This is a genomic window from Chryseobacterium lactis (genome assembly GCF_003815875.1).
GTDB lineage: Bacteria > Bacteroidota > Bacteroidia > Flavobacteriales > Weeksellaceae > Chryseobacterium > Chryseobacterium lactis.
Genome location: NZ_CP033924.1, coordinates 5,583,567 through 5,609,741 on the forward strand (window position 1 = coordinate 5,583,567; position 26,175 = coordinate 5,609,741).

Below are 26,175 nucleotides of genomic sequence, written 5' to 3' on the forward strand. Positions count from 1 at the left end.
AGCAAATTAACTTTTTGCTTCACTCAATTTACAACCATTTCATCTATTTGTCAATAAAAGTCATTAACCTCAGCAGTATTTGCTGGGGTTTTATTGATGTCTTTCAGTCATTTTTAAAAGCAATTCATTAAGTCGGGTGCGAAGGCTCTCGGGTTCAAGAATTGTTGCATAATCTGCAAAAGTGACCACCCAGCGTGGAAATCCGTCATTAATCCATTCTGTTTCAAAAGTCAGTTCGACCCCTTGAGGTGTTTCTTCTTCTTGAATCAATCCATAGTATCTTTTAGAATTCACAAGATGGGCCATTATTTTTTTGTCTACTAAAAGTCTGGCTATTACCTTATTTTCATTGGATCTTTTTCGATAGTCATTGATCTGGCCATATTCCTGTAAAAAAGGAGTTTGTGTTTTGGAAATCTTCAAAATTCTGTCAATCCGGAATTGTCTGAAATCATTTCTCAACGTACAATATGCCATGATATACCAAAAATTAAATTCAAAAAACACCCCTACTGTTTCAATAATTCTGATGGTAACTCTGGAATCTACCGTTTGATATTCAATATTCAGCTGTGTCTTTTCCTCGATACTTTCAAGGATAATGGGAATTACATTTTTCAGGGAATCCCCGGGTTGAGTATGGAAGTTAAAAACATCGATTTGTTTTTCAATATTCTGAATAAGATTTTTATCCGAATGTCTCAATACCGACCTTACTTTTTCCATGGCTGTCTGGTAATGGTTGCCTAAACTTTGATGAGAAAACTTTTGCATCAGTTTTTCAGCCGTGATAAAACTAAGCACTTCCTCTTTGGTAAACATTACGGGAGGAAGTTTATAACCATCCATTAAAGAATATCCATTTCCGGCTTCACCGATAATAGGAATACCAGCATTTTCCAACGTCTTTACATCACGATAAATTGTTCTGATACTGACATCAAATTTTTCCGCCAGATCCTGTGCCCTGACGACAGACTTAGATTGCAGCTGGGTAAGAATTGCCGTTACCCGGTCAAGCTTCTTAAGATAATGGTCGTTCATGTATTGGGAGATAATTAATAATCAGCAAAATTATCATTTTATCTTTAGTTTTCTTTAAAAGTATTCACCAGTTTATCGAGGTTTAAACTTCTGGCGGAAGCATCAAAAATTTCACGATAAACACCATCTTTATTGTACAATTCATCGTGGGTTCCGTTTTCTACTACCTGACCTTTTTTCATCACGTAAATCGTGTCCGAATCCAAAATCTGAGATAATGAGTGGGAAATAATAATAACTGTTCTGCCTTCTTTTATCGCATCCAGAGAATTTTTAATCTGTTCGGTAGCAATAGCATCAAGGCTTGCTGTAGGCTCGTCCAGAAAGATAATGGGTGGATTTTTCAAAAATAATCTGGCAATGGCTATTCTTTGTTGTTGCCCTCCAGACAGCTGGGTCGCATCATGCTGATACTGATCCGGAAGATCCATAATTTGTTCATGTAAATACGCTTTTTTGGCAGCTTCCTGGATTTCCTCAAAACTGGCATTCATATCTCCGTAACGGATATTATCCTCGATGCTTCCCTGAAAGATATGATTTTTCTGAAGCACCAACCCAAGATCACTTCGTAAAAAGGTATTATCAAACTCATTTAAATTAACATCATCCAATATAATCTCCCCTGAATCCGGAAGATAGAACTTACACAACAAATTAATCACTGTTGATTTTCCCGCACCACTTAATCCAACCAATGCGGTCGTTTTCCCGTTTTCAATCTTCATGGAAACATTGCGTAATGCTTTTGTGCCATTAGGATAAGTAAAATCTACATTTTTCAATTCGAAAGTTCCTTTTATTTCTTTTTCTACAAAGGCTCCGTTGGGTTCTGTTTCGTTATCAGCATTTAAAATATCAAAATATCCTTCAGCATAAATCATGGCATCGTTCATATCGTCATAAATCCTGTGTAATTGGCGTATAGGAGCCGAAACATTATTAAAAAGCATAATATGAAGCATAATCGCCCCTATGGTCATCTGCTGATCAAGAACGAGATAAACCGTTAAAATGATAATTAAAACGACTCCAAACTGTTCAATAAATGTTTTCAATCCATCATAAATAAAGTTGGTCTTCCGGGTAAACATCTGGCTTTCCATCAACTGCATCTGAAGATCATACTGTTTTTTGCCTTCAAACTTTTCACGGACAAAACTTTTGATCACCATGATTGAATTGATCAGATTCAAAAGTCCGGAAGTTTTCTTTTCTCTTTGATTTCTTAATTGGCGACGTACTCCGCTTAATTTCTTAGCCTGAAGTGCACTGATATAAAAATAGATGGGAACAATCACTGTAGAAACCATTCCCACATACACATTCTGCATATACATGATGATCAGGGCAATGATTGCGTTAGAAAAAAGAGGTAAAATATCAATGAAAAAATTTTGAACCAATTTTGTTAAACTTTCAATACCACGATCAATCCTGATCTGTAATTTACCAGATTCATGATTTTCATCGTTAAAATAAGCAACCCTATACATCAAAATTTTGTCAATAGCCGATTGCGCCAATACAGAACTGATATTGATCCTGATTTTTTCTCCGTAAAATTTCTGTCCGAAATTGATGAAAATATTCAATAATTCCTTACCTAACAAGATGATGGAAATAATAATTAAGATATGAATTCCCTCCGTCATTGGATCAGGAAGATGAGTAAGATTGGTCACCTCATCTACGGTATATTTCAAAACAATCGGGTTGACCTGTGCGGCAAGTGCTCCCAGAAAAGTAAGAAACAAAGTTCCGTAAATCATCGGTCGATAAGGTCTTATAAAGGGAACAAGCTGTTTATAAATTCCGAATAAAGTAACGGTTCTGTTGAAAGGTTTTGCCATAGGAATTATTTAAACTGAAAAACGTACCGTTTTCAAGAGAAAAGGTACGTTTTTATTATTATTTTCAGCAAATAAATTGCTTAATATTTATCCTTCATACATATAAGTCGTAAGGTAGTGCAGTTCTGGTCTGCTGACTTCTTTAGAATCTGCTTCAGCCTGTTCTTTAGAGTACTGGGAGTTTATTTCTTTTTTCTGGAAAACAAACGAGTTATTGGCATTTTTATCAACAACATCATTAAAGATATGTTCAATTTCAGAATTTGCCAGTGAGGCAAAGCTGATATCTTCAAATCCATACATCAATCTCAGATCATCAAACTGTTTGAAGTTTTCATTTACAAATCCTTGAAAATGAGCTTTTGAATCGAAATTACCTGCCCAGATATTATAAGCGTATTTTTTCTTTTTAGGCTTATCCAAAATACTCTGGTACACGAAGTTCTCACCAAGATAAGCTTCTCTTACCTGCGGATCATTAGCAAGCTCTTCCGGAAGTCCTTCCTTCAGAATCTTTCCTTCAAACATAATGTAGGTCTTATTGGTAATTGCCAACGTTTGCTGTACGTTGTGGTCGGTAATCAGAATTCCGATATTTTTATCAACCAGACTTCTTACAATCTTCTGAATATCTTCTACGGCAATTGGGTCTACCCCTGCAAAAGGCTCATCCAAAAGAATAAAATTCGGGCTTGTGGCAAGACAGCGGGCAATTTCCGTTCTACGCCTTTCTCCTCCGGAAAGAAGATCCCCTCTGTTTTTACGTACATGTTGCAAAGAAAATTCTTCGATCAACTCATCGCATTTGATTTGCTGTTCACGTTTGGAAAGTTTTGTTAATTGCAAAACACCCATGATGTTTTCTTCAACAGATAGTTTTCTAAAAACAGAAGCTTCCTGAGCAAGATATCCAATACCTTTTTGAGCCCTGCGGTACATCGCATCGGTTGTAATTTCCTGTTTATCCAGAAAAATCTTTCCTGAAGTGGGCTTAACCAACCCTACGATCATATAAAACGAGGTGGTTTTTCCTGCCCCGTTCGGGCCAAGCAAACCAACAATTTCTCCCTGTTGAACCTGTACAGAAACGCCTTTTACAACTTTTTTAGGACCGTATTCTTTGATTAAGTTTTCTCCGCGTAAAATCATGAGGCAAATATATCAAAAATATAAATTCACTTAGCAGCAATGTAAACTTTGTTTATCTGAAAGCCTAAACTTGCTTACATTCATCATATTGTAACTTTTAATGATTCTGAGCTACTTATATGGTAACGAAATCAGTTTAAAATAGTAAGAAATGGAAAATTACAGTTATACAAAAACAGAAAATTCTCAGAACCAACAAAATAACATGCCATATCGCTCGGAAAAGAAAATACCCGCTGCCTTATTGGGAATAATTGTGGGATGGCTGGCTTTGAACAAATTCTACCTGGGATATACTAAAGAAGGTATCATCCAGTTGGTTTTAAACATTGTCACCCTAGGAGCAGCCTCTGTCATTCCTTTTATTGAAGGAATTCTATATTTATTTATGAGCGACAAACAGTTTGATGACACCTATGTGTATGGCAGAAAAGGCTGGCTTTAATATACTTCCAATCAATGTGATATATTTTCATTAATTTTAGCTTAACTAATTAATAAAATATTCACCATGAAAAAGTTAACAAGAAAAAATTTAAAAGAAACCAAAGGAGGTTATTATTATACCTATCCTGATAAAAACGGGAATTGCTTTCCGGGATGGTATTTATGTCCGACAAAAATTTGTCTTTTAGATCATCCAGAGAATCCTATACGCCCTGAAGATTCCTTCTGCCAGGGGAGATAAAAAAATCACATCAGGTGAGTAATATAAAAGGCTGTCTCATGAGACAGCCTTTGTTTTTTATATTGAATATGATTAATCAATACATGCTAAATGTTCAATAACACACGGATACCAAATATCTCTGCACCATGTTCCACAATTGGGATTATCTACTTCTCCTCCTTTAATTGCCTTTAATTGATTTCTCTCAATCTTTTTTAAATTTTTCATAGGTTATTTTGTTTTTATTATTTCATGTATTGAAATAAGTTCATTCAAATATAACTAATTTTATTTGTAAAAAAAGCTTGAAATCTCTCTTTTCAGGTCATTAACTTTAGATTAACATTTTTTCAAAAATCAGAATTTATGAACTATTATTTATTCAACAATATCGCAGCTTCTTTTGCGAAGTAGGTAAAGATCATATCTGCTCCGGCTCTTTTGAAGCAGGTAAGACTTTCAATAATGGTTTTGTCATTATCAATCCATCCGTTTTGAGCCGCAGCTTTTACCATTGCATATTCTCCACTTACGTTGTACACAGCAATAGGCAGATCAATAGCTTCGCGTACCTTAGAAACAATATCCAGATAAGGAAGTCCCGGTTTGATCATAATTACGTCAGCTCCCTCATCAATATCTTTAAAAACTTCGTTTAATGCTTCACGGGAATTGTGAAAATCCATCTGATACGTTTTTTTATCTTTCGGTATTTCCATGTCATCTTTTGGAGCACTGTCCAGAGCACTTCTGAAAGGCCCGTAGAATGAACTTGCATATTTTGCAGCATAACTTACAATTCCTACATCTGTAAATCCGCTCTCTTCTAAAGCTTCTCTGATTGTAAGGACCCTGCCATCCATCATGTCACTTGGCGCCACAAGATCTGCTCCTGCTTCAGCATGGGATACTGACATTCTGGCCAATGCATCATTGGTAGCATCATTTAAAATTTTACCATTTTCAATAATCCCGTCATGTCCGTAGATTGAATAAGGATCCAAGGCCACATCCGGCATAACAATCATTCCCGGAACAGCATCTTTGATTGCCTTAATGGTATTCTGCATCAACCCGTCTTTGTTCCACGCTTCCTTTCCGGTATTGTCTTTCATATGATCTGACACTTTCATGTACAAATTGACAGCTTTAACACCTAGAGAGAATAATTCCTTACATTCCTTCACTGTCAAATCTATGCTCCGCCTGAAAATTCCCGGCATCGATGCGATTGGCTCCTGCATGTTTTCGCCCTCCATAACGAAGATAGGCATTACAAAATCATTAGTTGTAAGAATACTTTCTCTTACCAAACTTCTGATAGATTCGTTAACTCTAAGTCTTCTATTTCTTGAATGTATCATTTTGGAATACTTTTTGAATAAGTTTCTACAAATTTACTACAAGTTCTATAAAAAACTATTGTAAGAGATTGTAGAATTTTTTATATTTGTTATATATATTCGAGAAAATATAAATTTGATGAAAAAACTTTTACTTTTAATTTTATTTTTAGGCACTTTTGTTGGATTTTCCAACAATTTACAAGCACAGCTTAGAGAGCCCAATTCCATCACTCAGAAGGCAGATGATGGGGTGTTGCTTGCCTATCCAAATCCTGCAAAGGATTTCCTTATCATTAAGGCAAAGGATTCTGCTTTAAGAATCAAGAGCGTAACTTTCTATTCAATTTTGGGTATGCAGGTCGCTAATTATACAGTCAATATGAATTCCGGAGAGATTAATATTGAAAAATTAAAACCCGGAAAATATCTGATTCGCTATATTTTAAGTGACAATACGCAAAAAGTTACTCAAATCGTGAAACAATAAATTAAAATCCTGATAATCATCAGGATTTTTTCTTTTGCATCAATTCTCTTTAATATTTCCGTAACTTTCAGGACTTTTTTATACTAATTGTAAAAGAACATTTTAATGTTAAAAGCTGAGCATATTAAAAAGACCTATAGTGCAGGGGAAAAGGTCGCCTTGGATGATTTCAGCATCCATGTTCCAAAAGGCAGTATTTATGGTCTGTTAGGCCCTAACGGAGCCGGAAAAACTTCTTTTATCCGTATCATCAACCAAATTACTCAGGCCGACTCAGGAGATATATTCATCAATGGAGAAAAGCTGAATCCCAACCATATTAAAGATATCGGTTATATGCCTGAAGAAAGAGGGCTATATAAGAATATGAGCGTGGGTGATCAAATCCTTTATTTCGGAGAATTGAAAGGAATGAGTAAAAATGATGCCCTCACCGAAGCAAAAAAATGGTTTGAAAAACTGAACATCGACCAATGGTGGAAGAAGAAGCTTTCTGAACTTTCTAAAGGAATGGCTCAGAAAATTCAGTTTGTGGTAACGGTGCTTCACCGACCTCATCTTTTAATTCTTGATGAACCTTTCTCCGGTTTTGATCCGGTGAATGCCAACTTAATCAAAGATCAGATTATCGAGCTTAAAAATAATGGCACAACCATCATTCTTTCAACCCACCGAATGGAAAGTGTGGAAGAAATGTGCGATTATGTCGCCCTGATCAACAACTCAAAGAAAATTATTGACGGGAGAGTTTTTGATGTAAGGGAAAAATTCAAGAAAAATATTTTTGGAATTACACTATCTGAAGTAAGTAATGATCAATTTGAAAATTTTAAGAATAAATATGAAATTTTTAATTTTTCAAATGACAATAACCTTATTTCATTTGATCTGAAAAATGAGACTGATCAGAACAATATTCTTCTGGATCTGGTACATGTAGGTAAAGTGAGATCATTCGACGAAAGAATTCCTAGTATGAATGAAGTGTTTATTAACGCAGTAAGTAATCATTCTTAAGTTTTATGAATAATATTTTTTTAATTACAAAAAGGGAATTTCTTACTCAGGTTAAGAAAAAATCTTTCATCATATTGACATTATTGGCGCCTGTTATGATTATTGCTTTTGGAGCAGTAATCGGATTGATGTTTAAAGCCAATGAGTCACACAGTGTTATTGAAGTCGTTGATAAAAGCGGTTTATTTACAAACCAACTGAAATCCAATGATAAAGTAGATTACGCCTATGTTTCTGCAGCAGACGAAAAATCAAAAATCAATAATTTAAAAGGAAATGAGTCTCTGGCAGGCATTCTGATCTTACCTGAACTAAAAAATCAAAATTTTGATGAGCTTGAAAAAGAGACAAGACTGGTAGTCAATACTAAAATAGGACTTGACACAAAACAAAAAATTGTTTCTGATATCAATAATGTTATTAAGAAAGAAAAGATCAAGCAATTAGGTATTCAGGAAGCTCAGCTTATTGATCTGGACAAAGGTTTCAGCTTAAAAACCATCAATGTTACGGATAATAATAAAGAAGATTCTGATCTTGCTTTCGGAGTAAAAACAGGTCTTAGTATGGTTCTGATGTATGTTACTTTCATGTTTATTATTATTTATGGAGTTCGTGTGATGAGAAGTGTTCTGGAAGAAAAGAATAACCGTGTTGTCGAAATTATTATTTCTTCCGTAAAGCCTTTTGAGCTGATGATGGGAAAAATATTAGGAGTAACATTGGTCGCATTGACTCAGTTTCTGATTTGGATTACGATGTCTGTTATCGGAGCTTTAGTTTTAAATACAGGCTTTTCTCCCATTCAAAAAAATATTCCCGGAGGAAGTAATGAGATAGCGGATAAGCTGGATATTGCCAATCTTGCGACGCAAATTTCTCATAGTTTATTGGAAATGAACTTTCCGTTAATCATTTTTGTATTCATTGTCTTTTTCCTGTTGGGATATATTTTCTACAGTTCTATTTATGCCGCAATCGGCTCTGCAGTGGATAATGAAACCGAAACCCAGCAGTTTACTTTATTTGCGATTTTGCCTCTGACTTTGGGGATGTACGGAAGTTTCTCATTAATGAATAATCCCGACGGTCCTTTGGGCTTTTGGTTATCAATCATTCCGTTTACTTCACCGGTTGCAATGATTGCAAGAATCCCTTTTGGGGTTCCGGCATGGCAGATTGCCTTATCTATTGTACTCTTATTGGGAACAACCATTTTTATGATATTCCTGGCTGGAAAAATCTATCGTGTAGGGATTTTAATGTACGGCAATAAAGCTACCTTAAAAGAGGTTTGGAAGTGGATTAAAGGATAAAACCGAAGAAGCCTGAGAAGGTACAGAATATAAAAAGGCAAATCGGCAAATAAGCAGTTTGCCTTTTTATTTAATTTTTCTCAATCTATAGAAAACAAAAACCCCGGAAATTACTTTCCGGGGTTTTATTATATTCTGAATAATTATTTATTTGAATATGTAGCTTAGGGTAAGTGCAAGCACCTGTTCTGATTTTTTCTTATCAGTACCTCCTGTTTCTCTTTTCAGGTCAGGATAGGTATCAGATAGACCTAAATCATACTTAAGAGCAACTTCCAGTTGTCTCTTGTAGCTGTATCCTATTCCAAGACCTATTCCCCAGTTAAAGCTATTGGCTTTGCCACTTACTCCAGCAGGTTGCTTAGGATCGGTAACATCCGGATCATAATAAGGTCTTCCTATAGGTGCATTTTTAACATTTTGATTAACCAAAAAATTAAATCGTGGTCCCACTAATCCAAAGAATTCTGATTCAGCTTCTGAAAAATATCCTTTAAAATAAAGAGGTACACTCAGATAGTTATTGGCATATACTGCATCATAACCATCTTTACCTTTAGCATCTTTATCTTTACCAGTTTCTCCGGCACCATAGTATAAAACTTCCGGTTGTATAAAGAACTGATTTGATTTTCCTACGGGAATTAAAGCCAAAGCTCCACCTTGAAAAGTGTATCTCGGGCCTGAAGGATTATGAGCATTTGCTACTCTTGAATAGTTTAAACCTGCAGTAAGACCAAATCTTGTACTTTTCCATTGCACTTGCGCAAAAGACAAAGCAGAGAGGGTCAAAGCTGAGGCTAATAAAAGTTTCTTCATATGTTTTTGGGTTTTGTATTATCCTAGAATTTTAGCTACAGTAGCACCGATATCAGCAGGAGAATCAACAACGTTGATACCATTCTCTCTCATGATCTCCATTTTTGCCTGAGCTGTATCTTCTGCACCACCAACGATAGCACCAGCGTGTCCCATTGTTCTACCTTTTGGAGCTGTTTGTCCAGCGATAAATCCTACAACCGGCTTATTAGATCCGCTTGCTTTGTACCATCTAGCAGCTTCAGCCTCTAATCCACCACCGATTTCACCGATCATTACAACCGCTTCCGTTTCCGGGTCATTGATGAATAATTCTAAAGCTTCTCTTGTAGTTGTTCCGATGATTGGGTCACCACCGATACCAATTGCTGTAGAAATACCGTAACCTGCTCTTACTACCTGGTCAGCAGCTTCGTAAGTAAGGGTACCTGATTTTGAAACGATTCCAACTTTTCCTTTTTTGAAAACGAATCCAGGCATAATACCAATTTTAGCTTCTTCAGAAGTAATGATTCCAGGGCAGTTTGGTCCGATTAATCTGCAGTCTCTGTCAGCGATATAAGATTTTACTTTTACCATATCAGCTACAGGAATACCTTCAGTAATACATACAATTACTTTGATTCCTGCTTCAGCAGCTTCCATGATAGCGTCTGCTGCGAATGCCGGTGGTACGAAAATGATACTTACGTTTGCTCCTGCTTTTTCAACAGCGTCAGCTACCGTATTAAATACCGGCTTCCCTAAGTGCTCGCTACCTCCTTTTCCCGGAGTAACACCACCTACTACGTTTGTTCCGTATTCAATCATCTGACCTGCGTGGAAAGTCCCTTCGTTTCCAGTAAATCCTTGTACAATTACTTTAGAATCTTTGTTTACTAAAATTGACATTTTATTGTTGTTTTAATTTATTTATTATTTTATTAATGCTCACAAATTTACTTAAATTTCTTTGATTTTAGACAAAACCTTTGGAATAGTTTATTTGAGATTTCTCAGCTTTACTTCTTTCTTCAAATAAGTTTTGAAATCTTCTGCAAACATCCCGATATAGGTTCCTTTTTCAAGATCTCTGTTGACTCCGGTTTTTCCTAAAAGTACTGATCCGCCTTCAATTTTGTTTCCGGAAGCAATACCCACTTGTCCCCAAAGCGTCACCTCATCACCGATCACACAACATCCTGCGATTCCGACCTGAGAAGCGATAAGGCATTTTTTTCCGATAATAGTATCGTGCCCGATCTGAATCTGATTATCCAACACAGAACCCTCACCAATGATGGTAGAGTCTGTAACTCCCCTGTCAATGGTGCAACCGTTTCCTATTTCTACATTATTTTCAATGACTACTTTTCCTACTGAAATTAAACGATCAAAGTTTCCGTTCAATTTTCTGTAATAAAACGCATCACCACCCAAAACAGTATTAGACTGAATGATCACATTGTCGCCAATTTCTGTTCTGTCGCCGATGACAACATTTGGAAAAATAAGGGTATTTTTTCCGATCTTCACATTATTTCCAATGATCGCTGAAGGGTGAATTCTTGTTCCCTCCCCTATTTCGGCATCATGAAGTTCTTCTGTGAAGTTATATATTCTCGTAAAATGAGTATTAATTTTATTAAAATCTCTGAAAGGATCATCAGAGACAAGAAGCGCTTTTCCTTCGGGACATTCTACTTCTTTATCAATTAAAATAATGGTGGCAGCAGAGTTTAATGCTTTGTCATAGTATTTGGGATGGTTCACAAATACAATCTCTCCCGGTTTCACCATGTGAATTTCATTGGATCCAAGGACTTCAAAGTCTTCGGGACCAACAAATTTTGAGCCTATTAAATCTGCAATAGTTTTAAGCTTTTGCGGAGAATGGAATCTCATAACAATAGATTTTTCTTATAAAACAAAATTCGGACTGCTAGTGCAAACCGAATTTATGTAATTTTATTTATTATTTTACTCTTTCTAAGTAGCTACCGTCTTCGGTACTTACTTTAATTCTGTCTCCCGGTTCGATAAACAAAGGAACCATTACTCTTGCTCCTGTCTCAACGATTGCGTTTTTAAGAGCATTTGTTGCCGTGTTTCCTTTTACACCCGGATCAGCTTCGATAACATCAAGGTATACTGATTGTGGAAGTTCAGCAGAAAGTGGAGTTTCGTCAGCTTCTTTCAAAATGATCGTTACTTCTTCACCTGCTTTCATAAACTGAGCGTTCTCAATCATCTCTTTGTTGATATATAATTGAGAGAAGTCATCATTATTCATGAAGTGGAACCCGTTCTCATCATCATAAAGATACTGGAACTTTCTTGTGATTACTTTTACTTCATCAATTTTATGTCCTGCAGAAAAGGTATTATCAAGAACTTTCCCGTTCGTTACTGATTTCAGTTTTGTTCTTACGAAAGCTGGTCCTTTTCCTGGCTTTACGTGCAAAAATTCAATTACTTTGAAAATATCATTGCTAAATTCGATGCAAAGTCCTTTTCTGATATCGTTACTTGTTGCCATTAATTTATATTATTCTTTTTTATTTAGTTTAGTTGGCTGTCCGGTAAATAGGCAAATTACAAATTTACTTTTTAGCTTTGTTTGTTAATTGCTTTCTTTGCTCGTTCCGTACCCTTTTACGATACCTCTTGGCGAGTTTTGGATAAATTGTAAAATTTCATCTCTTTCAGCAGTGGGAAGCATTTCTTTTTCGATATATGCTAACGCTTGGGAAACGTTCATTTTCATTTGGAAAATAGCTCTGTAGATCTTTTGAATTTCAAAGATCTTCTCATTAGAAAAGCCTCTTCTTCTAAGACCTACTGAGTTGATACCAGCATAGGAAATAGGATCTCTTGCCACTTTTACATAAGGCGGAACATCTTTTCTAATCAAAGATCCTCCTGAAATCATCGTATGTTTTCCGATTTTACCAAACTGTTGAACAGCAGATAGTCCTCCCATTACGGTAAAGTCTCCGATTTCGACATGCCCCGCAATACCGCAACCATTGGCAATAATTACATTATCTCCTATGATACAGTCATGGGCAACGTGGGAAGTCGCCATAATAAGACAGTTACTTCCTACTTTGGTATAACCTAAAGCTTTTGTTCCTCTATTTATTGTTACACATTCTCTTAAAGTAGTATGATCTCCAATAATGGTTCGTGTATCTTCACCATCGAACTTTAAGTCCTGAGGAATTGCCGAAATTACAGTTCCGGGAAAAATCTTACAATCCTTCCCTATTCTTGCCCCATCCATGATGGTAACATTTGGACCAATCCATGATCCTTCTCCAATTTCTACGTCCCCTGCAATTGTAGTAAATGGTTCTACAATTACATTTTTGCTGATTTTCGCACGTTTATCTACGGCTGCTAATTGATGAATCATTTAATCAACTTTATTTTTTGCAACTTGAGCCATAAGCTCTGCTTCTACTGCCACTGCATCTCCTACATATCCGTATCCTTGCATGTGAACGATTCCTCTTCTGATAGGCTCGATCAATTCAATTTTGAATATAAGAGTATCTCCTGGAATTACTTTTCTCTTGAATTTTACTTTATCAATTTTGATAAAATAGGTAGAATAGTTTTCAGGATCCGGAACACTTGCCAGAACCAGAATACCACCTGTCTGGGCCAACGCTTCAACCTGAAGAACTCCAGGCATTACAGGCTCTTTAGGGAAATGCCCAACGAAGAAAGGTTCATTCATTGTCACATTTTTCAATCCTACAACATGCGAATCTGAAAGTTCAAGAATTTTATCAATCAATAAAAACGGAGGTCTATGAGGCATAAGCTTCATAATTCCGTTGATATCAAATACCGGTTCTTTCGTTAAATCGAAGTCCGGAACATTTTTTTTCTTTTGCAATTTCCACTGTCGGTTTAGTTTTTTTGCAAATTGGGTATTTACATAATGCCCTGGTTTGTTTGCAATAACTTTACCTTTAATTTTTACTCCGGCTAAAGCTAAGTCACCAATTACATCAAGTAACTTATGTCTTGCAGCTTCGTTCGGATAGTTTAAGTTTAGATTATCAAGAATTCCGTTTGGTCTGATAGAAACATTATCTTTTCCAAAGGCCTTTTTTAATTTTTCTGTTGTTTCAGGAGTAAGGTCTTTATCTACATATACAATTGCATTAGAGATATCTCCTCCTTTGATCAATCCGTGATCTAAAAGCATTTCTAATTCATGTAAGAAACTGAATGTTCTTGCTGATGAAATTTCGTCTTTAAATTCGGAAATATTTTTAAGAGTGGCATTTTGAGTTCCTAAAACTTTAGTCCCAAAATCTACCATTGTTGTTACTTCGTAGGTATCTGAAGGAATAATTGTTATTTCTGAACCGGTAGCCGGATCGCTGTAGGTAAGAACTTCTTTTACCACCAGGTATTCTCTGGCTACATTTTGATCTACTACTCCAACGCTTTCGATAGCTTCTACAAAGAACTTTGAAGATCCATCTAAAATTGGAGGTTCAGAAGCATCCATCTCCAGCACTGCGTTATCAATATCACAACCTACCAAGGCTGCTAAAAGATGTTCACAAGTTGTAATCTTTACGCCTAGTTTTTCTAACGTTGTTCCTCTTTCTGTTGCTACAACATAATTTACATCCGCCTCAACCTGAGGATGCCCCTCAAGATCTGTTCTTACAAATACAAAACCTGTATTTTCTTTTGCAGGTTTAATGGTAAGTTTTACTTCTCTACCAGTATGAAGACCAATTCCAGAAAGAGTAACCTCTTCCTGAAGTGTTTTTTGCATATCACTCATTAGTATTATCTTTTGAGGTATTCTCAAGATTATTTATTCTGCTTACAATTTCAGGAAAGTTTCTAAAATGAACATAGCTTCTCAGATAATCATTGTAGCTGATTGCCGGTGAGCCGTACAATGTTTCTTTATCGTTAACGCTAGAATTCACTCCGCTCTGGGCTTGAATTTTCACCTGATTTCCGATCTTGATATGTCCAACAATTCCTACCTGACCTCCTATCTGGTTCCAATCCCCAATAATCGTAGAACCTGCAATTCCGGCTTGTGCTGCAATTACATTATTCTGTCCTATTTTTACGTTGTGGGCAATCTGGATCAGATTATCTATTTTTGTTCCTTTTCCGATGATGGTAGATCCTATGGTAGCTCTGTCGATACTACAGTTGGAACCAATTTCAACATCATCTTCAATAATTACATTTCCTAGCTGTGGAATTTTTTTAAACCCGTCAGCTGTCGGCTGAAAACCAAAACCATCACCTCCTACTACCGTATTGGAATGAATAACGCAGTTATCTCCAATAATACAATAGTCGTAAATACGTGCTCCACTGTCTATTTTACAGTTTTTACCGATTTTTACTCCTTTTCCGATGTAAACATGAGGATAAATTTGTGAACCATCTCCGATTTTGGCTTTTTCCGAAACATAAGTAAATGCTCCGATGTAGGCTTTTTCACCTATCACAGCCGTATCGTGAATAGAGGAACCATCCTCAATGCCTTCTTTTCTTCCCTTCATTTCCTGATATAAATTCATCAGAACCTGAAAAGAAAGATAAGCATCTTTTACAACGATTAAGGTAGAAGTATAATTATTTTTAGCTAAAAGCTTTTCCGAAACGATAATTACGGAGCATTTTGAGGTATCTAAATAATGAGAAAATCGATCTTGTGCTATAAAAGAAAGATGCCCAGTTTCTCCATTTTCGATTGGTGAAACCCCAGTAATAAGTGCATTCTCGTCACCTATTATTTTTCCGTCAATAAAACTTGCAATTTGCGAAGCTGTAAATTCCATATTCTGCAAAGATAAGAAATTCTATAATTTGCAAACATCTTTTAGTTTGAGATCGTGAATTTTAATATTCTTTAAGAATTGAACTGAGAAATATCTCTCGGAAACATAAGGATATAGCGTGTTGTTTTATTAACCATCAACCCTGATAAAAGCTGGTCTTCCGACTCATGAAGCTTCATTTTCTTGCCATTTTTCTGCAATAAATAGATCGGTTGCTTTTCTGTATCATAAGGCAAAAGTTTTCTTTTGATTTCATGAACCAGCTCTTCTCCGTTATTGATTCCAAAAAATTGATTGGTATTTTTTATTTTTTCTTCAACTATTTCCGGTGTAAAAGCGTGCGATGAAATGATTGTTTTAGGCAGGTTTCTCTGGATCACACATTTACACCAATAGGATAAAACAAAATCTTCAGAATTTTGCCATTCTTTCATGGCCTGAATTATATCATTATCATCAAGTTGCGTAAATCTTTGTATATCTTCGTCTGTAGCTGCACTTTTACCGCGGTATAAAAAATATCTGAGATTATCCGTCGCCGGTAATTCTTCTCCCTGAGAGATCAGATATTTTGCTCTTTTAAGAATTTTAACCAAAAGAAATTCGGCCAGGGCAGATGTTTTATGGTAATAAACTTGCCAATACATAAACATTCTTGCCGTCAGAAAATTTTCAATGGAATAAATTCCTTTTGCATCAATAACCAATTCTCCTTCTTCACAAACATTCATCATGGAAATAATCCTTTGAGTATTGATATTTCCTTCTGATACCCCCGTAAAAAAGCTGTCCCGTTTCAGATAATCCAAACGATCAACATCTAATTGAGAGGAAATAAGCTGATTAAAAAACTTTCTGTGATATTTTCCCTGAAACATTTCAATGGCCATGGAAAGTTGTCCATCAAATTCTTCATTCAATTTATTCATCAACAAAAGCGAAAGATTTTCATGATGCCAGTCATCCATCAGCATACTTTCCAATGCATGTGAAAACGGACCATGACCAATATCATGCATCAAAATTGCCAACATCGCTCCTTTTTCCTCCTCTTCTGATATTTTAACTCCTTTCTGCTTCAATGTTTCCAGTGCTGTAAACATCAGATGCATTGCTCCCAGCGCATGATGAAATCTTGTATGAGTGGCACCCGGGAAAATCAGATTCAGAAGACCGGTCTGCCCGATTCTTCTCAATCTTTGAAAGTAAGGATGTTCTATAATATCAAATAAAATTTCGTGTGGAATCTTGATAAACCCGTGAACAGGATCGTTGATGATTTTTAGCTTATTCTGCATTGAACGGTCAATATTAGTAAACAAAGTTAGGGATTTTAAATTTGAAGGATGATTAAATTAGTATTAAAACGTGGAAAGCTGAAAGCTATCGTGTCCTACCCCGATTATTCATTAAAAAACCTTTGTTGTTCTTGCATTAATCATTTATCTTTGAGAAAAACTCAACTCTTTTGATGAGAAAGTATTCTCTTTTCATTTTACTATTTTTTAGCTTACATCTTTCCGGGCAGGTTTTATCTGAAACTCAGAAACTGGAATCTCTATGCAGAGTTTGGGGGTTTTTAAAATACTATCATCCTGCTGTAGCGAAAGGAAACCAGGATTGGAATCAGCAGCTTTTTCAAAAAATAGAAGAGCTTAAGGCTATTACTGATAAAAAAGAATTAAATGTTTTATATTCCAACTGGATTGAAAGCCTGGGAAAGGTTGAGAACTGCAAAGAATGTTCAAAAAAGGATGACAAAGTCTATTTCCTTAAAAATTTTGATCTGAACTGGATTGACAATACTGATCTCTACACCAGAAACGTTGCCCAAAAGCTGCACTATATTGAAAACAACCGAAATGTCGGAAACAATCATTACTTTGGGAAAGGGGGAAGGAAAATATACTTTAGAAATGAGAATTCATACGGTTCGAAATTCACATCCACCGCAATCAGTTTACTGGAATTATTCAGATATTGGAATTATGTAGAATATTTTTTCCCTTACAAATATGAAACCGATCAGAACTGGAATGATGTTTTGCAAGAAATGATTCCTAAGTTTTTAGTTGTTAATAATGATGAAAGCTATCATTTAACATTAGCAGAGCTTGTTACTAAAACTGATGATTCACACGCTTATCTTTATTCAAAGCAAATCAGTCTTAACCAGTATGGGGACAGAAAAGTTCCTGTGGAATATCTTTATGCCGAAGGAAAATTAGTAGTGACAAAAATTTATTCCAACCGGTTTAATGAAAAAATTCCATTGAATATAGGAGATGTGATTTATGATGTAAATGGCCAAACCATTTCACAGATGGTCAACAATTTCAGCAAATATGTTCCTGCTTCCAATTCCTGGGGAAAAATAGAAAAGGTAAAAAATTTCTTTTTATCCGGTAAGCAGGATTCAATTCCTCTCAAACTTGAAAGAAACGGACAAAATCTGGTTATTAATGCTAAGACCTATTTTGCTAAAGATATTCTCAACGATAAAAAGAAGCTGCCGGAAAAGTGGAAATTCATAGACCATGAAGTGGGCTATGTCAATATGGGAATTATAAAGAAGGAAGATTTGGATGAAATGTACAGAAATCTAAAATCTACGAAATCCATTATTTTTGATCTTAGAAATTATCCTAATCAAACCATCGGGCCATTAAGCCATCTTTTTCTTCCGGAAACAACCATATACTATATGTTCACTTTTCCGGACACAGATTATCCCGGCAAATTTTACAGCAGAAAAAATATTGTTGGCAAAAAGAATCCCGAATACTATAAAGGCAATGTCATCGTTCTAGTAAACGAAAGCACGCAAAGTCAGGCAGAGACTACTGCGATGATGTTTAAACAACACCCGAAAGCTAAGGTAATCGGAAGTAATACATCAGGAGCCAATGGAGATGTCATTACTTTTAAAATTGCAGACCTTGATACCCGTTTTACCGGTCTCGGTGCCTACTACCCCGACGGAAAAGAAACCCAGCGGATCGGAATTATTCCGGATATTATAATTAAGCCAACTATAGAAGGGATTAAAGAAGGAAAAGATGAAGTATTGGAAAGAGCCCTGCTGTATATAAAAACCAATAATTAAGACTCACAAAAAAAGAAATGTTGCACCGGATTTTCATTTAACTAATATTTAACTTTTAATCTTTCGATTTTGTGAGATTTTAAAAGGATTTGGTCAACATTTTGATACAATAACCATGTAAAAAATAAATTATGTCAGAAAAGATATTATGGATCGATGATGAAATAGATTTACTTAAACCTCATATCGTATTTTTAGAAAAAAAGGGCTACCAGGTAACCCCTGTAAATAATGTGAATGAGGCTTTGGAACTTATGGATTCAGAGAAATTTGCATTAACATTAATTGATGAAAATATGCCTGGAATTTCCGGGCTTGAAGCTATTCCGATGATTAAGGAAAAAGATAATTCCTTAAAAATAGTAATGGTAACGAAAAGTGAAGAAGAACATATCATGGAAGAGGCCATTGGTTCTCAGATAGCCGATTATATTCTGAAACCTGTAAACCCCAATCAAATATTGCTTTCTTTAAAGAAAAACCTTCAGGAAGACAATCTTGTTGAGCAAAAAACAATTTTACAGTATCAGCAGGAATTCAGAAACCTTTCCATGGAACTTTCTTATCTGAGAACGTATCAGGAATGGGCAGAATATTACAAAAAAATCCTGAGCTGGGAAATCAAATTTGACAAAGTAGCAGATAATGAATTTGCAGATCTTTTACAGTCTCAAAAGGAAGAAGCTAATATTCAGTTTGCGAAGTTTATTGAAAAAAATTATGCAGACTGGCTTATTGACTCTGATAAACCTCTGATGAGCCATACCCTTTTTAAGGAAAAGGTAAAACCTGAGATGGAAAAGGATAAAGTTCTTTTGCTGATGGTTGACAATCTTCGTTACGATCAATGGAAAGTGATTGAACCTTTATTTACAAAATACTACAATAAAGTATCGGAAGATTATTACTACAGTATCCTTCCTACGGCGACACAATATGCAAGAAATTCATTCTTTGCAGGTTTAATGCCTTCTGAGATTGAGAAACGTTTTCCGGATAAATGGTTTAATGATAATGAAGAAGGGAATAAGAATGAATTCGAGCGTGATTTCCTGGAAGACCAGATGAAAAGAATTGGTCTTGGTTCTAAATCGATGAAATACCTTAAAGTATTGAACGCCGATTTTGAAAGAAAGATTTATGATGATTTCAATCAACATAAGAACAATGATTTATTAGTCATTGTTTATAACTTCATTGATATTTTATCTCACGCTAAGACCGACAATCACATTGTAGATCAGCTTATCCGTGACGACAAGACATTCAGATCACTGACATTCAATTGGTTTGAAAACTCTTCACTTATAAAAATTATTAAAACGGCAGCTGAAAACGGCTATAAGCTTGTCATCACAACCGATCACGGAACGGTATATGTAAAAAAACCAAGCAAAGTAGTCGGAGACAGAGAGACTTCAACTAACATCCGATACAAAACCGGTAAAAGTTTAACGTATGATGACAGTGATGTATGGGCCATTACCAACCCGGAAAAGCTGTTCCTTCCAAAAGGAAATTTAAGCTCGAAATATATTTTTGCCAAAAACAATATTTTCCTGGCTTATCCAAAGAATTATAATCACTTTGTAAATTACTATAAAGAAACCTACCAGCACGGAGGTATTTCACTGGAAGAATGTATTATTCCGATCAGTGTTTTAGAACCCAAGTAGTTCTTTTCATAGTTTATTTAATTTTGGGTTTAAAAGCGGAAAAAATCATTCGATTTTTTCCGCTTCTTTTTTTAAGTTTATATCTTCGTAAAAAATAAATAATGTTTATTATTTCGCTTACGTACAAAGTTGCTCTTGAAAATGTGGAACAGCACCTACCGGAACACAATGTATTTCTTCAAAAATATTATGACTCGGGAAAGTTTATTGCTTCGGGAAGAAAAGAACCGAGAAGCGGAGGTATTATCATAGCCAACGCTCAATCTAAAAATGAAATAGAACAGATCATCAGTGAAGATCCTTTTTATACTCATCAGATCGCAGATTATGAAATCACGGAGTTTATACCTTCCAAATACAATGATAATTTTAAATTCTTTATAAATAACTCATGAGATTAATTACCTATAATGTCAACGGAATAAGAGCGGCATTTACAAAAGATTTTTTAGGGTGGTTGAAAATTGCTGATCCGGATATTATCTGTATTCAGGAAAGCAAAGCCGGAAATGACCAGATAGATATTGAAAGTCTTGAAAAGCTGGGATATCATAGTTATTGGCATTCGGCGGTAAGAAAAGGCTACAGTGGGGTCGGTATTGCTTCAAAAGTAAAACCTAATCATGTAGAGTATGGCTGCGGTATAGAAAGCTACGATAATGAAGGAAGAATCATCCGTGCTGATTTTGACGGCTATTCTGTAATTTCAGTGTATGTTCCGTCAGCATCCAATATCGAAAGGTTGGATTTCAAGATGCAATTTTGCCACGATTTTTTAGAATATATTAAAAATCTAAAGAAAGAAATTCCCAATCTTATTATATCGGGTGATTTTAATATCTGTCACGAAGCCATCGATATTCACAACCCTGTCGGTTTAAAGAACGTATCAGGATTTCTTCCTATGGAAAGGGAATGGATGACTCAATTCATTAATGAGTGTGAACTGATCGACAGTTTCAGATTCTTCAATAATGAACCGGACAATTATACATGGTGGAGCTACAGACAAAATTCAAGAGCCAGAAACAAAGGATGGAGACTGGATTATAACTTCACTTCTTACAGCTTAAAGGATAAGCTCAGCAGAGCCGTTATTTTAAAAGAAGCGGTACATTCCGATCATTGTCCGGCTTTGTTAGAATTAAATGTATAATTAAGACCTATAGAAACACAAAAGCCAGCTGAATCAGCTGGCTTTATTAATTTAAATCATAAAATTAATCGACAATTTCATATTCGACCGGAATAGTACCATGGTTGATATCTCCGATCTCATCGAACGCAGCTTTAGACATGTCTAAAGATCTTGATGAATGGAAAGGCCCTCTGTCATTAATTCTTACTATTACCTCTTTACCATTCTTAAGGTTAGTAACCTTAACATTTGTTCCAAATGGAAGCGTTCTGTTTGCTGCAGTAAACTTTGAATTATCAAAAATTTCTCCGCTAGCAGTTTTTCTACCGTTAAATTTATCGTGGTAGTACGATGCATAACTTGTTTTTTTCGCATCTAAGGCATTACTAGTAAAAGAGTAAACACCCAGGGTTGAAATCATCATTATGATTACGAGAATGAATCTTTTCATCATCTTGAACTTTTTATTGGTTTTGACGGAGCAAATGTATCAGGAATCTTCTTAACTCCCTACTCCAATTGTTAAAAACAGTTAACAAAACCTTAAAAATATGTTAATCAACTCTGTAACCCCCTATGGATAGGGATTTTAGACAACACTGTTAAAAAGTGTTAAAAAAAGACCTTAAAAGTTAATAGAATTAACTAATTCATGCATAATTTAAAAAATTAACTTTTGTAAACAATTGATAAACAATAAGTTAAATAAAGTTAATTTTTTTTCAGTTTATGCTCTAGTTTTAAGCAGCAAAAACTGATCCATTTAGGTAGAAATCCTCATTAATCTTTACTACCAGTTCAAACAAGATAATTTGAATAAGTAGCCAATAAACTAATTAAGCCAGTTATATCCTACTCATAATTTCTAATATACTAGAACAATAATGCTCCTTTATCCATTAATATAATTTCAAAGTACGAACCAAGATCAAAAATTAACAGCAATATATAATAAACAAAAAACCAATGAGGGAACTCATTGGTTTTATATGTAATTAAATAAAATTCTTTATTGTTTTAAATATTCTAATACATACTCATAAGTATCTGCAGGATATACTACAGACATGCTTGGGGAACCAGTAATGGCATTTCCATTAGTAGTAGCTACAGTATAAGAATATAAACTTCTGTCATATACAACGTTTGTTCCTGCTTTGTAGATTGTAATACCATACATAGCCGTCATCCCTGCCGGTGCAGGAATATTTACAGCTGTAGAATTACCTAATGTAGTAAATGTACCTTTAATAGCATACACTTGCTTACTATTTACAGATGTGTTAGTAATTGTTTCTGTAGGCAAAATGTTTACTTTTCCAGCATTAGCACTACCACCTAGTGGTGTCCATCTACCGTTAGTAATATTTCCTGGGTTTCCTGGGTTAGAAAAGTAATAGAATCCCGGAGCTACAGCAGTGCTTACTCCTTGCCCAGCTGCAGTATTACCTGTTGCTGTATTGTAAACAACCATACCGTCAAAATCAGAAACAATAACTGTATTGTCCATGGCTCCTGTATCAAAACTAAAAGTTGTAAGGTTTGTTCTAGGGAATCCTAAACCTCTACCATAACTTGTATTGGCTAGTCCTTCAAAGTTACTAGCATCCATAAAAAAGTTTGTATTTGCTAAGGCGGAAGTAACATTACCATTACTTAAAACCTGTGCATTAGCATTTGCTCCTAAGAACAATAATACCATTCCTGCTATATTTAAGAAAATATTTTTCATTTTAATTTATGTTTTTATATATTAATTTCTACCTGAAACTAGATACCAATTTGTACCATTGCTGTAAATCTGAACAGCGGCGATACCTGTGAAAGAGGCCATCCCTTTAGGAGTTCCTACTCCATCAGCTCCTGCGAACTGTAGTGTACCTCCGGTTTGGTTTCTTAAATAGATTGTTCTCCCGTTATAAGAAGCAGGAGCTGGTAAAGTTAACTGAGTTCCAGAAGTAAATTCCCAAAAATCAAAATTCGAATTTGTCCAATCATAGTTGGTAGCAGCCGCTTGGCCTAAGTTCAATCTAAATGCTGCAGGAGCTGCACCACCACCTAGAGTTTTCCAAGTAGAAGATACAGTATCATAGTAGTAAAATCCTACTGCTGTTACATTTGTTGTTTTAGCCGTTACAGTACCATCAATAGTGGTAACGAAAGCAAGTGCTCCGTTTTGTGCAGCCACATATACCGCATCTTTTGCTGCCAGTTGAGCTCTTGTTAAACGAGGGATTAATAGAGCGTCAGGTCTAGTTGCATCTGTAGGGAATCCTGCAACCTCTAATGTTGCGTTGGGTGTGGTCGTGTTAATCCCCACACGCCCTTGCTGAGCCTGGGAAAATGCCGAAAGGCAAACCAGCATAGTTGCTGTTAATAAAAATTTTTTCATAAGTTTTTAAAGATTTTAATTACATTATTTTTCATCAATATTTCCAAAAAGGAAGATGCATCTCAACATGTGATTATCATCATAAAGCTAATATAAACAAAAAAAACATATTCCATTGAGTTTTAGCCTCATTTCAACAAATAACTTATTGAAAGCATATGATTTAAAAATATTGCTTGTGCCGCAAATTTAAGACATAATTTTTTAATTTGTATACTTTACAAAAGAAAATTAAAATTTCTTAATGAGACAAAATATCAATTAACTGAAAATCAACACTATAAAAATCCATATAGAAAAGTATCTATGTTAAATTTTCGTAATATCTTATCTATTATGCACTTAGAGCACCTATTATTTCTATTTGATTACTAGTTAATTAGCTTTTTCGTTTTTATACCAGTTCTCCGTATAAGTCGAATTCTTCAGCTGAAGTAATTCTTACCTCTGCAAATTCACCTATAGAGATATAAGTATCTTCTGCTGATACCAGAACTGTGTTATCAACATCGGGAGAATCATATTCTGTTCTTCCAATGAAATAATTTCCTTCTTTACGATCAAAAACGCATTTGAAGGTTTTTCCAATTTTTTCCTGGTTCTTTTCCCACGAGATCTGAGACTGCAATTCCATAATCTCCTCCACTCTGGCTTCTTTTACTTCTTGTGGAATATTGTCTTCCAGGACGTGTGCCGTGGTATTCTCTTCATGAGAATAGGTAAAACATCCCAATCTGTCGAATTTCTGTTCTTTAACCCAATCTTTAAGCTCCTGGAATCTTTCTTCTGTTTCCCCAGGATATCCTACGATCAATGTCGTTCTGATCGCCATATCCGGAACTTTTTCTCTGAATTTATCTAAAAGTGCATTGGTCTTTTCGTGAGTAGTTCCTCTTTTCATTGATTTCAACAAATCAGAATTGATGTGCTGAAGAGGAATATCTATATAATTACAAACTTTCGGTTCTTCACGGATAATATCCAAAACATCTTCAGGGAAACCACTTGGGAAAGCGTAATGCAGACGAATCCACTCTACTCCTTCTACTTTTACCAATTCTTTTAACAGGTCTCCTAAAGCACGTTTTTTATAAAGATCCAAACCATAATAAGTAAGATCCTGAGCAATAAGAATTAATTCTTTTGTTCCTTTTTTCGCTAATTTCTGAGCTTCAGAAACCAGTTTTTCAATAGGGGTAGAAATGTGTCCACCTCGCATCAAAGGAATTGCACAGAAAGAACATGGTCTGTCACAACCTTCAGAAATCTTTAGGTATGCATAATGCTTAGGGGTTGTTGTCAACCTTTCTCCTACTAATTCATGCTTGTAATCGGCACCAAGGTGTTTCAACAGAATCGGAAGGTCTCTGGTTCCGAAATATTGATCTACATCCGGAATTTCTTTGATCAAATCCGGTTTGTATCTTTCAGAAAGGCATCCTGTAACGAATACTTTTTCAACTTCACCTCTGTTTTTAGCATCTACATAATCAAGAATTGTATTGATAGATTCTTCTTTAGCATTATCAATAAATCCGCAGGTATTAATTACAACGATGTCACCACGGTCTTCGTGAACCACTTCTTTGCCATTGGCTTTCAGCTGGCTCATTAATACTTCAGAATCGTATACATTCTTGGAACATCCAAGAGTGACTACATTGATTTTCTTCTTCCCTACAGATTTTGTACGCATCTTTTTGATTTTGAGTCTGCAAAGATACAAAATATTGAAGAGTTAAGGGTTAAAAAAATAAAAACCACTTTAGAAAAGTGGTTTTCAGGGATATACTTTAAAAGTTTTTTTCTTTAAATCCGGGAGCATTCTTATCTTTTTCTGAAAGGATTGCATCCTGATCATCAATTTTCCAGTCGATATCAAGATCCAGGTCATCAAATTTCACACTGCCCTCTGAATCTTTGTTATAAAAGTTATCACATTTATACGAAAATACAGCATTGGTACTTAATACGGAAAAACCGTGTCCAAAACCTCTTGGAATATAAAGCTGTAGTTTATTTTCAGCCGTCAGTTCAATTCCGAACCACTGCCCGAATGTGGGAGAATCTTCGCGAAGATCTACCGCAACATCCCAAACACTTCCTTCAAGGCACGACACCAATTTCGCCTGAGCATGTTCTCCTTTCTGAAGGTGCAGTCCTCTCAGTACTCCGTAAGAAGATTTAGAAATGTTATCTTGTACAAAATGCCCGTTCATTCCTGTTAATTCTTCGAATTTCTTCTCGTTGAATTTTTCAAAGAAATAGCCTCTGTCATCTTCAAAGATGGTGGGTTCTATAATGTAACAATCTTTTAGGGGAGTTTCTTTTATTTTCATGATG

The 26,175-nt window shown here is 35.4% G+C and carries 26 protein-coding genes and 1 pseudogene; 9 read left to right on the top strand and 18 right to left on the bottom strand.

Annotated elements, in window-relative coordinates; translation table 11 throughout:
* Window positions 1-90 precede the first annotated feature (90 nt).
* The 3 genes and pseudogenes from EG342_RS24870 to lptB all read right to left on the bottom strand — a co-directional run.
* The gene (locus EG342_RS24870; protein WP_103293830.1) at window positions 91-1,044 is read right to left on the bottom strand and encodes a helix-turn-helix transcriptional regulator; all 954 of its coding nucleotides are present in this window, start codon (window positions 1,042-1,044) and stop codon (window positions 91-93) included.
* A 44-nt stretch (window positions 1,045-1,088) separates the two neighbouring features.
* Complete coding sequence (locus tag EG342_RS24875; protein ID WP_103293895.1) at window positions 1,089-2,816, bottom strand: ABC transporter ATP-binding protein; 1,728 nt, start codon at window positions 2,814-2,816, stop codon at window positions 1,089-1,091.
* A 504-nt stretch (window positions 2,817-3,320) separates the two neighbouring features.
* Window positions 3,321-4,046 (bottom strand): annotated as a pseudogene (lptB, locus tag EG342_RS24880) (LPS export ABC transporter ATP-binding protein); the annotation flags it as partial.
* A gap of 151 nt (window positions 4,047-4,197) precedes the next feature.
* Between lptB and EG342_RS24885 the strand changes: the two are divergent.
* Both EG342_RS24885 and EG342_RS25330 read left to right on the top strand, forming a co-directional pair.
* Entirely contained in the window at window positions 4,198-4,491 is a 294-nt protein-coding gene (locus EG342_RS24885; protein ID WP_103293832.1) for a TM2 domain-containing protein, read from the top strand.
* 66 nt (window positions 4,492-4,557) lie between these two features.
* On the top strand, window positions 4,558-4,734 hold the full coding sequence (locus EG342_RS25330; RefSeq protein ID WP_164465234.1) for a hypothetical protein: 177 nt from the start codon (window positions 4,558-4,560) through the stop codon (window positions 4,732-4,734).
* A 72-nt stretch (window positions 4,735-4,806) separates the two neighbouring features.
* Here EG342_RS25330 and EG342_RS25335 read toward each other — a convergent pair whose 3' ends face one another.
* Both EG342_RS25335 and hemB read right to left on the bottom strand, forming a co-directional pair.
* Window positions 4,807-4,944, bottom strand: coding sequence for a bacteriocin-like protein (locus EG342_RS25335; protein ID WP_164465235.1), 138 nt, complete (start codon window positions 4,942-4,944; stop codon window positions 4,807-4,809).
* Between the two features lie 146 nt (window positions 4,945-5,090).
* A complete protein-coding gene (gene hemB / locus EG342_RS24890) occupies window positions 5,091-6,080 on the bottom strand; it encodes a porphobilinogen synthase (RefSeq protein WP_103293833.1) in 990 nt (329 codons plus the stop codon).
* 118 nt (window positions 6,081-6,198) lie between these two features.
* On the opposite strand from hemB, the gene EG342_RS24895 reads away from it, so the two are divergent.
* From EG342_RS24895 to EG342_RS24905, 3 genes are all read left to right on the top strand, one after another.
* Window positions 6,199-6,549: a T9SS type A sorting domain-containing protein gene (locus EG342_RS24895; protein ID WP_103293834.1), complete on the top strand. Its 351-nt coding sequence runs from the start codon at window positions 6,199-6,201 to the stop codon at window positions 6,547-6,549.
* Between the two features lie 105 nt (window positions 6,550-6,654).
* A complete protein-coding gene (locus EG342_RS24900; protein WP_103293835.1) occupies window positions 6,655-7,566 on the top strand; it encodes an ABC transporter ATP-binding protein in 912 nt (303 codons plus the stop codon).
* 5 nt (window positions 7,567-7,571) lie between these two features.
* Complete coding sequence (locus tag EG342_RS24905) at window positions 7,572-8,882, top strand: ABC transporter permease (RefSeq protein ID WP_103293836.1); 1,311 nt, start codon at window positions 7,572-7,574, stop codon at window positions 8,880-8,882.
* Window positions 8,883-9,029: 147 nt separating this feature from the next.
* Here EG342_RS24905 and EG342_RS24910 read toward each other — a convergent pair whose 3' ends face one another.
* From EG342_RS24910 to EG342_RS24945, 8 genes are all read right to left on the bottom strand, one after another.
* Window positions 9,030-9,701, bottom strand: a complete 672-nt coding sequence (locus EG342_RS24910) for a porin family protein (protein WP_103293837.1) — start codon at window positions 9,699-9,701, stop codon at window positions 9,030-9,032.
* An 18-nt stretch (window positions 9,702-9,719) separates the two neighbouring features.
* Window positions 9,720-10,592, bottom strand: coding sequence for a succinate--CoA ligase subunit alpha (gene sucD, locus EG342_RS24915; RefSeq protein WP_047378735.1), 873 nt, complete (start codon window positions 10,590-10,592; stop codon window positions 9,720-9,722).
* Between the two features lie 90 nt (window positions 10,593-10,682).
* On the bottom strand, window positions 10,683-11,585 hold the full coding sequence (locus EG342_RS24920; RefSeq protein ID WP_103293838.1) for a UDP-3-O-(3-hydroxymyristoyl)glucosamine N-acyltransferase: 903 nt from the start codon (window positions 11,583-11,585) through the stop codon (window positions 10,683-10,685).
* Between the two features lie 70 nt (window positions 11,586-11,655).
* Window positions 11,656-12,219 carry an elongation factor P gene (gene efp / locus EG342_RS24925; protein WP_103293839.1) on the bottom strand — a complete coding sequence of 188 codons (564 nt, stop codon included), beginning with the start codon at window positions 12,217-12,219 and terminating at the stop codon, window positions 11,656-11,658.
* A gap of 84 nt (window positions 12,220-12,303) precedes the next feature.
* On the bottom strand, window positions 12,304-13,098 hold the full coding sequence (lpxA, locus tag EG342_RS24930) for an acyl-ACP--UDP-N-acetylglucosamine O-acyltransferase (RefSeq protein ID WP_103293840.1): 795 nt from the start codon (window positions 13,096-13,098) through the stop codon (window positions 12,304-12,306).
* Entirely contained in the window at window positions 13,099-14,496 is a 1,398-nt protein-coding gene (locus EG342_RS24935) for a bifunctional UDP-3-O-[3-hydroxymyristoyl] N-acetylglucosamine deacetylase/3-hydroxyacyl-ACP dehydratase (RefSeq protein ID WP_103293841.1), read from the bottom strand. It abuts the gene before it with no gap.
* Entirely contained in the window at window positions 14,489-15,520 is a 1,032-nt protein-coding gene (lpxD, locus tag EG342_RS24940) for a UDP-3-O-(3-hydroxymyristoyl)glucosamine N-acyltransferase (protein ID WP_103293842.1), read from the bottom strand. The genes EG342_RS24935 and lpxD overlap by 8 nt, the downstream gene beginning before the upstream one ends.
* A gap of 71 nt (window positions 15,521-15,591) precedes the next feature.
* A complete protein-coding gene (locus EG342_RS24945; RefSeq protein WP_103293843.1) occupies window positions 15,592-16,818 on the bottom strand; it encodes an HD domain-containing protein in 1,227 nt (408 codons plus the stop codon).
* Between the two features lie 173 nt (window positions 16,819-16,991).
* On the opposite strand from EG342_RS24945, the gene EG342_RS24950 reads away from it, so the two are divergent.
* From EG342_RS24950 to EG342_RS24965, 4 genes are all read left to right on the top strand, one after another.
* On the top strand, window positions 16,992-18,626 hold the full coding sequence (locus EG342_RS24950) for a S41 family peptidase (protein WP_103293844.1): 1,635 nt from the start codon (window positions 16,992-16,994) through the stop codon (window positions 18,624-18,626).
* Between the two features lie 131 nt (window positions 18,627-18,757).
* The gene (porX, locus tag EG342_RS24955; RefSeq protein WP_103293845.1) at window positions 18,758-20,302 is read left to right on the top strand and encodes a T9SS response regulator signal transducer PorX; all 1,545 of its coding nucleotides are present in this window, start codon (window positions 18,758-18,760) and stop codon (window positions 20,300-20,302) included.
* A 101-nt stretch (window positions 20,303-20,403) separates the two neighbouring features.
* Window positions 20,404-20,697, top strand: a complete 294-nt coding sequence (locus EG342_RS24960; RefSeq protein ID WP_103293846.1) for a YciI family protein — start codon at window positions 20,404-20,406, stop codon at window positions 20,695-20,697.
* A complete protein-coding gene (locus EG342_RS24965; protein ID WP_103293847.1) occupies window positions 20,694-21,458 on the top strand; it encodes an exodeoxyribonuclease III in 765 nt (254 codons plus the stop codon). The genes EG342_RS24960 and EG342_RS24965 overlap by 4 nt, the downstream gene beginning before the upstream one ends.
* Before the next feature lie 64 nt (window positions 21,459-21,522).
* Here EG342_RS24965 and EG342_RS24970 read toward each other — a convergent pair whose 3' ends face one another.
* From EG342_RS24970 to rfbC, 5 genes are all read right to left on the bottom strand, one after another.
* The gene (locus EG342_RS24970; protein ID WP_103293848.1) at window positions 21,523-21,894 is read right to left on the bottom strand and encodes a septal ring lytic transglycosylase RlpA family protein; all 372 of its coding nucleotides are present in this window, start codon (window positions 21,892-21,894) and stop codon (window positions 21,523-21,525) included.
* A gap of 555 nt (window positions 21,895-22,449) precedes the next feature.
* Entirely contained in the window at window positions 22,450-23,142 is a 693-nt protein-coding gene (locus EG342_RS24975; protein WP_246008696.1) for a hypothetical protein, read from the bottom strand.
* 51 nt (window positions 23,143-23,193) lie between these two features.
* Window positions 23,194-23,832, bottom strand: coding sequence for a hypothetical protein (locus EG342_RS24980; protein WP_103293850.1), 639 nt, complete (start codon window positions 23,830-23,832; stop codon window positions 23,194-23,196).
* 394 nt (window positions 23,833-24,226) lie between these two features.
* Entirely contained in the window at window positions 24,227-25,528 is a 1,302-nt protein-coding gene (gene rimO, locus EG342_RS24985) for a 30S ribosomal protein S12 methylthiotransferase RimO (RefSeq protein WP_103293851.1), read from the bottom strand.
* Window positions 25,529-25,625: 97 nt separating this feature from the next.
* On the bottom strand, window positions 25,626-26,171 hold the full coding sequence (gene rfbC / locus EG342_RS24990; protein WP_103293852.1) for a dTDP-4-dehydrorhamnose 3,5-epimerase: 546 nt from the start codon (window positions 26,169-26,171) through the stop codon (window positions 25,626-25,628).
* Window positions 26,172-26,175 lie beyond the last annotated feature (4 nt).